Annotated in this window: 5 protein-coding genes; all 5 read left to right on the top strand. The window is 42.5% G+C overall.

Annotation, left to right across the window (positions count from 1 at the left end; all coding sequences use genetic code 11):
* The first annotated feature begins 72 nt into the window (after window positions 1–72).
* The 5 genes from HPK16_RS12210 (at window position 73) to HPK16_RS12230 (ending at window position 10,833) form a co-directional block, all read left to right on the top strand.
* Window positions 73–981 (top strand): peptidase U32 family protein, encoded by a 909-nt coding sequence (locus HPK16_RS12210; protein WP_181677217.1) that lies wholly within the window; start codon window positions 73–75, stop codon window positions 979–981.
* A gap of 13 nt (window positions 982–994) precedes the next feature.
* Window positions 995–2,260, top strand: coding sequence for a peptidase U32 family protein (locus HPK16_RS12215; protein WP_181677218.1), 1,266 nt, complete (start codon window positions 995–997; stop codon window positions 2,258–2,260).
* Between the two features lie 55 nt (window positions 2,261–2,315).
* Window positions 2,316–2,873 (top strand): LemA family protein, encoded by a 558-nt coding sequence (locus tag HPK16_RS12220; protein ID WP_181677219.1) that lies wholly within the window; start codon window positions 2,316–2,318, stop codon window positions 2,871–2,873.
* A 23-nt stretch (window positions 2,874–2,896) separates the two neighbouring features.
* Window positions 2,897–3,823 (top strand): zinc metalloprotease HtpX, encoded by a 927-nt coding sequence (htpX, locus tag HPK16_RS12225; protein ID WP_181677220.1) that lies wholly within the window; start codon window positions 2,897–2,899, stop codon window positions 3,821–3,823.
* 494 nt (window positions 3,824–4,317) lie between these two features.
* Complete coding sequence (locus tag HPK16_RS12230; protein ID WP_181677221.1) at window positions 4,318–10,833, top strand: immunoglobulin-like domain-containing protein; 6,516 nt, start codon at window positions 4,318–4,320, stop codon at window positions 10,831–10,833.
* Window positions 10,834–11,255: the final 422 nt, after the last annotated feature.

Genomic DNA, 11,255 nt, shown 5'->3' on the forward strand with positions numbered 1-11,255 from the left:
CGCTTGATGCCTTGCTGTATCTATGTTACTCTATGTAAGTACATTTTAAACAGATCAAAGGAGAGATAAAACATGAATATTATTGCCACGGCAGAGTCGGTTTTGCAAGCTGAATTGTTGTTGGGCGCGGGGGTAGACACGCTATACGTCGGAGGAAGTCGATTTGGACTGCGCATGCCGCAATCACTGACGCTCGCCGATATTAGTGAAATTACTAACAAAGCGCACGAAGCAGGGAAGAAGGTCTTAGTGGCCGTGAATGCGCTCATGCATAATGAGCATTTGAAGGATTTACCTGCTTATTTACGTGAAATAGCTAACATGAAAGTCGACGCCATTACTGTAGGGGACCCAGGTGTTGTTTTTATGTTGCATGAAATGGCGCTTGATTTACCGTTTATCTATGATGCGCAGACGTTTGTGACGAGCGCGGAACAGGTCGATTTTTGGGTGAAACAGGGGGCAGTTGGGGCTGTCATGGCTCGTGAGTTGACGTTGATTGAGCTTGAAGCGATCACGGCAAAAATGGATGTGCCGATTGAGGTGCAGGTGTATGGCCCGACATGTATTCACCAATCGAAGCGGAAACTCGTAACGAATTACCAAAACATTGTAGAGATAAAAGATGATACGTCGAAGGATCGAGGGCTTTATTTGCGTGAACCGAATGACGCGGACAGCCAGTTACCGATTTATGAGGACGAGAATGGGACGCATATTTTTTCAACGGAGGATTTGTCGTTGATGCCTTATTTGGAACGTGTGTATAACGCGGGACTGAGGACTTGGAAGCTGGATGGTGTTTTGTTGCCGGGCGAGGGTTTTGTCGCGATTGTGGCGCTATTTGTGAAGGCGAAAGAGGCACTTGAGGCGGGTGATTTTGTGGCGGAAACTTTTGTGAACCGTTTAGCGAAATTACAGCCGGAGACGCGGACGCTTGGAACAGGATTCTTTTTGAAACAACCAGATGAGGTAAAATGAGGAGGGCATGACAATGACTGGAAGAAAAATATTGAAAAAGCCGGAAGTTTTAGCGCCGGCGGGTAATCTTGAAAAGTTGAAAATTGCGATTCGCTACGGTGCGGACGCTGTATATATTGGTGGGCAGGCTTTCGGGCTTCGTTCGCGTGCGGGGAATTTCTCGTATGAGGAGATGCAAGAAGGTGTGGCGTTTGCGCATGCGCGTGACGCGAAGGTGTATGTGGCAGCGAATATGGTGGCCCATGACGGTGACACGGAAGGTGCTGGCGAGTTTTTCCGGACATTGCGTGATATCGGGATTGACGCGGTCATCGTGTCGGACCCAGCGCTGATTAGTATTTGTTTTGCGGATGCACCGGGACTTCCTGTGCATTTGTCGACGCAGGCTTCGGCGACGAACTACAAGACGCTTGAATTCTGGAAGCAGCAGGGCTTGGAGCGCGTGGTTTTGGCGCGTGAAGTGAGCATGAGCGAGATTCAGGAAATCGGACAAAATACGGATGTTGAGATGGAAGCTTTCATTCACGGCGCGATGTGTATCTCGTATTCTGGACGCTGTACGTTGTCGAATCATATGGCGAATCGGGACGCGAATCGTGGCGGCTGTGCGCAGAGTTGTCGTTGGAAATATGACCTTTTTGAAATTGATAATGGTGTGCCGCGTAACCTTGTGGATGAGGACGAAGAGCCGTTTTCGATGAGCGCGGTAGATTTATCGATGATTCGCTTCATTCCGGATATGGTCGAAGCAGGCGTGGATAGTTTGAAAATTGAAGGCCGCATGAAGTCGATTCATTACGTTTCCACAGTAGCTAGTGTGTATCGTAAAGTCGTGGATGCGTATTGCGCGGATCCAGATAATTTCGTATTTGATCCAGCGTGGGAAGCGGAACTTTGGAAAGTGGCACAGCGCGAATTATCGACTGGTTTCTTCTATCAAGAACCGACTGAAGATGAGCAGCTATTCGGCAAAACGCGTAAAATTCCGCAATACGCGTTTGCAGCACAAGTATTGGATTATGACCCAACTACAAAAATCGCGACGCTACAACAGCGAAACAATTTTGGGATTGGTGAAGAAATTGAATTTTACGGTCCGGGTGAAGTTGGCTTTAAACAAGTTGTGAAGGACCTTTGGAACGAGCAGGGCGAACCGATTGAGCGTGCGCCTAACGCGATGATGACGGTGAAAATGACGGTAGAGCATCCTGTAGAAGAATTTTATTTTATGCGCAAGAAAAAAGAAGAACGGGTAGCTAAAAAACGCGCCAGAGCATAAATAAATTAAAAAACGTGCTATAATGGAAACAAACCAGAAAAGGAGTTGTTTGAACATGATAGGATGGATTATTGCTATCGCGGTTGTTGTCATACTTGTCTTGATTTATTTCGGACTGTATAACAGCCTTGTTAAATATCGCAACAGAGTAGAAGAAACATGGGCGCAAATCGATGTGCAACTGAAACGTCGCTTTGACTTAATTCCGAATTTAATTGAGACGGTGAAAGGCTATGCGGCACATGAGAAAGAAACATTGGCGCAAGTTGTGGAAGCTCGTAATATGATGACACAAGCCCCAGCAGATGGTCGCAGTGAACAAATGGAAGCAGACAACATGCTGACTGGCGCGCTAAAATCTGTATTTGCTCTTGCTGAGTCTTACCCAGATTTAAAAGCGAACACGTCATTTATCGAATTACAACACGAACTAGCGACAACAGAAAACAAAGTGGCTTATTCACGCCAACTTTATAACACAACAGTCATGACATATAACACAAAAATTGAATCAGTACCTTCTAACATCGTTGCCAAAATGGGCGGGTTCACAAAACGCGACATGCTTGCAACACCTGAGGAAGAAAAAGTAGTTCCAAAAGTACAATTCTAAAACACTGAAAGGAAGAATGCGCCATGTTATTTGAACAAATAGCGGCTAATAAGCGTAAGACAGTGTTCATTGTTTTAGGATTCTTCATTTTTGTGATGCTGGTCGGATGTGCTATCGGGATTTTGGTTTACAATAATTACTTGAACGGTTTGATTATGGCGGCTGTGATTGGTGCTATTTATATCGCGATTATGATTTTTTCAAGTTCGAAAGTCGTTATGACGATGAACCGGGCGAAGGAAGTCACATCCAAAGATCAAGAACCAGTGCTTTGGGATACAGTGGAAAGTATGGCGATGGTAGCAGGAATTCCAATGCCAAAAGTATACATTGTGGAAGATCCAAGTCCGAACGCTTTTGCAACGGGGATTTCACCAGAGAAGGGCGCGGTCGCTGTCACACGAGGATTACTAGACAAGTTGGAGCGCTATGAACTAGAAGGTGTTATCGCACATGAAGTGGCGCATATTCGTAACTACGATATTCGACTTTCGACGATTGCAATCGCGCTCGTAGCAGTCGTTGCGATCTTGTCCGATTTAGCGATGCGGATGCTCTTCTGGGGTAGTATCACCGGCGGAAACAACAATCGAAAAAGTAATGATAACAACGGCGGCGGTGGGGCACAAGCGATTATCTATATTGTCGCCCTCGTTTTCGTCATTTTAGCCCCGATTATTGCGACGGCGATACAGTTCGCACTTAGCCGTAACCGCGAATATTTGGCGGATGCAACGGCGATTGAGCTGACGCGGAACCCGACCGGTTTAGCCGATGCTTTGCGCAAAATTGGTGGCGACACGACCAAGATGAAACAGCCGAGTGCCGCCTCTGAATCGATTTACTTCACAACACCATCCAAAGGTGACAAGAAGAAAAAAGAGAAAGCTGGCCTATTTGATTCACATCCGCCAATTGCAAGCCGAATTGAGCGTTTAGAACATATGTAAGCACTGATAAGAAAGACTAAGAATTAGCTATTGTCATGTCAAACTGGCGGCTAGTTCTTAGTCTTTTTTTGTCTTTGTATTGAATATAAAAACATATAAAAGAATATTTATTCTTTTTGTTTTTTTCGGAAAGAGCAGATGTCATTTTCGTGAACAGTTATTTTTAGAGTAAAAAAAACCTCAGATTTTGCTGACGTACGCTACATTTTGCAAGTAAGATAGAAGTAGGAACAGAAGAAACAAGGCAGATAATTTAAAATCAAAATAGAATGAATGAGGTGTTGGGAGAATTGCATTAATCTAAGGCATATGCATGACTAAATATTCTACAGTAAAGGAAAAGATGGTATTTAGGAAAAAGAAAACTAAAAATATTTTTATGAAATAAGGATGCACCACTAGTGCGACCAAAAAGAAAAAATTCGAATCAAATAAAGGAGGAAATGACTGCTCATCATAAATAAATGATGCATAAAGTGGTTATAATTACAAACATGAAAAAGAAACTTGGATTAAAAATTTTATCAGTGGCAATGATTGCTGCCTTGATGGTACCGACTTCGCTCGGGAATATCATTACTTTTGCAGAAACGGCAGCACCAGCAGTAATAGGAAATACGGAACCGACTTTTGTACAGAAGAAAGAGTTTCAAATTAAGAAAGGGACAGAAGATGCTGAGGTTAGCGCTTCATCCGTTAATTTAACGAGTACTGGCCTTGATTTACATGGTGTAGTGAGTGGCGTACCTCAAGCGACTTATTTACGTTTTTCTGATGTAGAGTTGCCGGTCGATGCGAAAATATCAAACGCGTATCTCTCATTTACGACGCGTGATGCTTCCTCTGCAAGTCAATCTACAACGATTAATATAACAGGGGAGCTTGGAAGTCAAGCGGAATTCGCGAATACGGTGGCTTCTTTTACCAGTCGAACATTTACGAACGCAGCGGTTAGCATGACGACCCCTGTGGTAGCAACGAATACGATTTTCAATACGACAGACATTACTTCTGTGTTAAATGAGATGCGAGCTAATTCGACTGAAATACAAAACTATGTATTCAAAATAGTGGGTAACAATGTGGGTTCCTTTGTGATGCGTTCTTATGATTCAAGCGCAGCGATGGCGCCGAAACTGATCGTAGAATATACATCACCATCCGCAGATTATACAGCGAAAATTAGCAGTACATCCGATGATGCTGAAGAGTACGGCGTGAACAATGCGATAGAGTTGAACACAGAAATGAAGATTGGCGGTTATACATCAACAACGCTAACACCTGCTAATAAAGACCTTTCTGCGTTCCGATTTACGAATGTAACGCTTCCAGAAAACGCAAAAATTGATGATGCTTATTTGGAATTTACGACGAAAGCTACGACGGCAAATCGGGTATCCAACATGTCGATTGCGGCGGAATTAGGTAACCCAGTCGCTTATTCGACTGTTGCTGGAAATATCAGTGCGCGTCATTATACAGCGTCTACTATCCAATATCAGCAGCCCTCGTTTACGGTGGCAAATCAAGTCATTCGAACACCAAATCTTAAAAATATCATCGATGAAACACGTCTTATGGGATGGAGAAATGGCAATGCACTTGCATTCTGCGTGGATGGCGACAATTATATCGGCACCATTTATCAAGGCGGCGCGACAGCTGCATACCAACCAAAACTCGTAATTAAATATTCATACAGTGAAAAGGATGCAGTCGGTGCAGATGTCATAAAAGAGCCAGCGAAGATGAAAAACCTTTTTATTAATGAGGTTGCGAGTATGGGAACAGATCTCCAAGCAGCAGGCTGGATTGAAATTTATAATAACAATGATGTCCCTGTATTCTTTGAAAAAGATGTTTTCCTATCCGATGATGAGACTACATTAGGAAAATCAGCGTTGAAAAACCTCTACATTCCAGCAAAAGGATATCGTATTGTGAAAGCAGATGGAACGGATAACGATGCGGCGACTAATTTCACATTGGGAAATCGTGCAACAAAACTGTATTTATCTACAAAATATGATGCTAGTTTTCATATTGTGGACTCGTTTGACGTTCGAAAAATGAATTTTAACGAGACGATTGGCCGTCTTAATGATGCCGCTGCGGATCTAGTGACTTTTAAACAGGGGACTTATGAGCGTTCAAACAACGATGCGACTCCGATTGTCACGGTTGAAGCTAGCCAGAAAACGGGATTTTATGCGAAAGCTTTTGACCTAACACTCACGAGTGATGCGGTTAATACGATTAAATACACGACAGATGGATCGATTCCGAGCGAGACGAACGGAAAAACGTATACAACACCGATTACCATTGATAAAAATACGACGGTTAAAGCATACGCCTATAACGCCAAACAAAATAGCGGCGTGCAAACCTTCACGTATTCGATTCGAGAAGATGCCGACAAAGTACCACTAGCGAAAAAAGAATATAGCGTTAAAGCTGGAACCGATGACGCGGCGATATCCGCTTCATCTGTTAATTTAACGAGCACTGCGCTTAATTTACACGGACTTCTGAACGCGGCGCCACAAGCTACATTTGTACGTTTTGCGAATGTTTCGATTCCAGCAGATGCTGTGATTACGAAAGCATATATTGCCTTTACAACACTCACAGCCTCAAGTGCGCCAACGAATTTGACGGTAGCAGGTGAAATGGGAAATGGCGATGCCTTCGCGTCCACAGTCGCTTCATTCGATAGCCGTAAACTGACAAATTCTGTTGCTAAATCTACAACGCCAGATAAAGTAGCGGTCAATGATACTGTCAACACAGCTGATTTGACGCAAGTTATCGATGAAATGCGTGAAGCAACACCTGCTATGAAAAATCTCGTATTCAAAGTCGACGGCGACAAAACAGGGTCTTTCATCGCTCGTTCTTATGAATCAAGCGCTACAATGGCACCAAAATTAGTACTAGAATACTACTCCGAAGATGGCGATTTTAATGGTCAAGTTGCGACGGCAAACGACGATGCAGAAGAATATGGCACAGCAAAATCAATCGACCTAAACTCGAATTTAAGAATCGGCGGATACACATCAACTAATCTAACACCTAGTTACAAAGATATCTCAGCTTTCCGTTTTGGCAATGTCAGTATTCCAGAATCAGCAGAAATTGAAGATGCTTACCTAGAATTCACAACGTATGCAACGAATGCAGCAAAAGTAAGCTCCAATATGGAAGTTCGCTCCGAGCTTGGTAATCCAGAAATCTACAAAAATCAAGCTGGAAACATCACATCGCGAGCTTACAGCAATTTGGTTGTGAAATACAATCAGCCAGCTTTTACAACAGGCAACCAAATCGTGCGTACAGCTAATTTAAAAGATATTATTGACGAAAACCGTTTAACTGGTTGGAAAGACGGCCAATCGATGGCATTCCGCGTCGATGGCGATAACTATATTGGGAGCGTCTATCAAGGTGGAAACGCAAGTGCCGCCCGTCTAATCATCAAATATAAAAACAATGGCATAGGTCCGAGCATCGAAGGCGCACTCACAACACCAGATAAAATCAAAAACGTCTACATCAACGAGCTATCATCAGAAGGCACCGCGAACTCAAAAGAAGCGTGGGTCGAGCTATACAATGACAACGATGTCCCTGTAATTTTAGACAAAGGGATGTATTTGACAGATAAAGCGAAAACGCTCGACAAATTCGAGTTTTCCAATCTGGTAATTCCCGCAAAAGGATACCGCGTCATGTACTCTGATAAAGCAACGGAACTCGGCAATAATCACTTAAATTTTGAAATCGGCGGTAGTGGGGATGTTATTTTATCGGCTAAAGTCGGCTCTGAATTTAAAACCGTAGACTCGATTAAATATACAAAACAAGCGTACAATCAGTCATTCGGACGTCAACCGGATGTGAGTAAGAACCTCACTTTATTCAGCTCAGATACGTTAGGAAAGTCGAATGATAACGGTCAGAAGAATTATGCTATACAATTCAGTAAAAATCGCGGTATGTATGATAATGGTTTTGACTTAAGCATCACTTCTAAAGCTGGTATCACATTGAAATATACGCTAGATGGTAGCGAACCGAGCGCGACGAAAGGAACGATTTACACTGGGCCATTGACCATTAGCAAAACAACCGTTGTGAAAGTTTATGGGTATGATGCAATTGGGAATACGGGCGTACTTTCGAACACGTACATTTTGCGAGATAACTACAAAAATGAAGTGACATCAGGCTCCCAGTGGCAGTATAAAACGACAATCACGAGTGATGAGTACGCTCAAGCCATTGACGATTTTCCTGTTGTATCCGTTACTGGTGATGCGGCTAATCTAAATGGAACCACACACACACACGGCACATTTGAATATCTAGATTCCCATCTGGGTACTGGTGGAACGAATTATTTCAATTTTTCCGGTGCTAAAAAATTCGGGCAAGCAAGTGTATCACAGTTCAACTCCGGCGTCGCTATTAAATTCCATCGTGATTTCAATGGCAAAAAAGCAAAATACAACTTTTTCGATGCCATACCTGGCGAAGCATACCCTGTTGTAGGGAAGTTCAGCAAACTAGAGCTTAAAGAGGGGCAAGATGGTCCGCAGAATGACGTCTACAACCTCGGCTACAACCGTTACGATGAAAAAGTAACCAATACGTTAGCCGAACAAATGCATAAAATCTTTTTACACGCCAATTACGTGCATTACTATTACAACGGTAAATATATGGGTGTAAAAACGATGCGCGAAGATTTCAGCCAGAAAATGTTTGAGGAGTACTTCGGTGGTAGCGATGATGACTATACAAAAATTCGCTTCCAAGATGGCTATTTTGTGCCTGGCCATGTAGAAGAAGGCGATGGCGACACTGCTATTTTATCCAAAGTAAAAGCAGTAGCAGCAGCGAAAAACTTCCAAGAATTTAAAAACTATGTCGATGTCGATGATTTAATCAAAACACAAATACTATTCATGTTTACTGATACCGAGCAAGAAGTAGACGCAGTCGTTTCCAACGATATTCTAAACGGGAATGGCACGAAAATGAAGTTCAACATTAACGATACCGATGGCGCTTTTTATAATAATGGTGGAACTGGAACGAGCTCATCTGCCTTTGCGGGCGGTGGTGGAACGTATCGGTATAAATGGGCAGATGGCAACTCAAGACGTGGTGCTGGCGTTTTATTTGGGAATTTTTCAGGTGATAGTAGTACTGTCGCAACAGCTGGTAATCTTGAGTTCAAAACGCTCGTTAAAGACCAAGTTCTAAAACAAATCGGCCCAGCAAACGGTGATTTCGCAGGTGCAGCAGGCGCTCCATTATCTGTCGCAAATGTGAGACAACTGATCTTAGAAAACCAAAAACAAATTGACGCGGCGTACAAACTAGACGCAGCGTACATGGGTGCGAGAAAAACGATGTATGCTGATTGGTTAGCGGCTCAAGTAAAAGTACAAGCCCAAGTCCCTGACCGCGTGAAATACAACCTAGAAATGTGGACAAAATACGGCATGGCGCATACATTACAAAACGTTAATGTTGTACCAAGCGGCACGGGAGTTATTTTAGAAAATCCAAATGCTGGAACGGATGCTTATTACACAACTGACGGTACCGATCCAATGGGAGCAGACGGTGTTGTATCAAGCAGAGCAACCAAATACACACCAGGAACAATTCTTGATGCAAAAGTAAAACTAACTGTCCGCGCTTTTAAAACAAATAACTGGGGACCGATGATCGATAACGGTCTAGCCGCAGAACAAGCACAAAAAGAAGACGCAGCAACCAAAGCCGTGCAAGCCCTTTTTACAAATGACGATACAACATCAGGGTCACTCAAAAAAGAAACGAATCAAAAAGCGATCGATGTAGCCCAAAAAGCAGTAGACGCTGTAGCGGATGTTGCAACGAGATATGATTTACAAAATAATTTGGATAAAGCAAAAGAACTATTAGCAAACAGAGGAAAAACGTCGGGAACCATCACAACAAACGACTTTATCATTGGCACAGACAGCTACGTCAAAGGTACGTATACTGGTGATGTCGCAAAAATCGCTTTAGAAATAAACGGTACACTGCAACAAATCATCAACGCAACTGGCTCCCCGTACCAATATTACGCAAAAGGTAAAATCAGTGCGCCGACCGACGAAGTCAACATGATTGGCTACGATAAAGACGGTAACGAGCTACAAAAAACAAAAGTAAACGTGCAAAAACCAACAGTTGGACAATTCACCGTGAACTCGTTCTATCTTGGTAAAGACAACTACGTAACAGGACAATTTTCCGGCGATGTGGCTAAAATCAGTTTGACAGTTAATAATATAGAAGGCACGAGAATCAGTGTAAGTTCGCCAGACTTTAAGTATTATGCAAATAACGTGATTCGCAATCTCAATGATAACGGCCAACTGACAGCTTACGATAATGTTGGCAAAATCCTAGACACAAAAAAAGTCACCATCCTAAACGGTATCAGCCTTCCAGGAAAAATCGATACTGTCGCGCCATTTAAGATTGGTAAAGATAGCTATGTAACAGGTACATTCACAGGAGATATCGTAAAAGTGGAATTGCAAATAAACAAGGTGCCACTTCAACGTATCAATGTCACTGATGGCACAATCAAATATTATGCAAAAACCAACATCACAAAAGTGACTGATATTATCGAGCTTGTTGGTTATAACACAGCTGGCAACGTCATTAGCACAAAAGTGGTACCGGTAACTTCTTCAAATGGCAACGTAACGGTGAATTCTTTCCAGATTGGTACTGATAGTTACGTCAAAGGTCAGTTCTCCGGTGATGTAGCAAGAATCAGTCTTACCGTTAATAATGTAAAACAAACAACCATCAACGTGCCAACAACAGGACCAGACTTCCAATACTACGCAAAAACCGTCATTAAGAACCGGACAGACATCGTTTCACTGACAGCATATGATGTGCTAGGTGGCGAGATTCAGACGGTGAGTGTGCTAATTCTTTAAAAGCTAAGCATAAAGCTGAGAGATAACTACTCTAATGAGTAGCTTACCTCTCAGCTTTTTTTGTAGATATGTCGTATACGAAATTGCAAGAAATCCTATCTTATAGTTTACAACAAAAAAACGACCAGCTAGGGGAGGCTGGTCGAAAAAAGGAGTTTGTTAAGGGACACCACAATTAGAAAAAGGGGGGTAAAACTAATTGCTGTCCTTGCTTTACATTCTCTATAATAAAGCATATGCATGAAATTCCAACATTATTTTGATGAAAGTTTGATTAGAATTTTGGACAGAGAAAAAAGGTTCTATAATAAATGTTGGGGTAGAAATTAATCTGCCTCAACATTTTTTTGTTCTCATTTCAAGACAAAAAAATACACAGTAATATCAACATCCGTTAAGATAAAAGTGACGAAACCCAATCC

Source organism: Paenilisteria rustica, assembly GCF_013820765.1.
Lineage (GTDB): Bacteria > Bacillota > Bacilli > Lactobacillales > Listeriaceae > Listeria_A > Listeria_A rustica.

What these genes read in the sequence shown, in the direction of transcription:
- HPK16_RS12220 (WP_181677219.1), top strand. Translation starts at nt 2,316, where the DNA reads ATGATAGGATGGATTATTGCTATCGCGGTTGTTGTCATACTTGTCTTG.
- HPK16_RS12230 (WP_181677221.1), top strand. Translation starts at nt 4,318, where the DNA reads ATGAAAAAGAAACTTGGATTAAAAATTTTATCAGTGGCAATGATTGCT.
- HPK16_RS12215 (WP_181677218.1), top strand. Translation starts at nt 995, where the DNA reads ATGACTGGAAGAAAAATATTGAAAAAGCCGGAAGTTTTAGCGCCGGCG.
- HPK16_RS12210 (WP_181677217.1), top strand. Translation starts at nt 73, where the DNA reads ATGAATATTATTGCCACGGCAGAGTCGGTTTTGCAAGCTGAATTGTTG.
- htpX (WP_181677220.1), top strand. Translation starts at nt 2,897, where the DNA reads ATGTTATTTGAACAAATAGCGGCTAATAAGCGTAAGACAGTGTTCATT.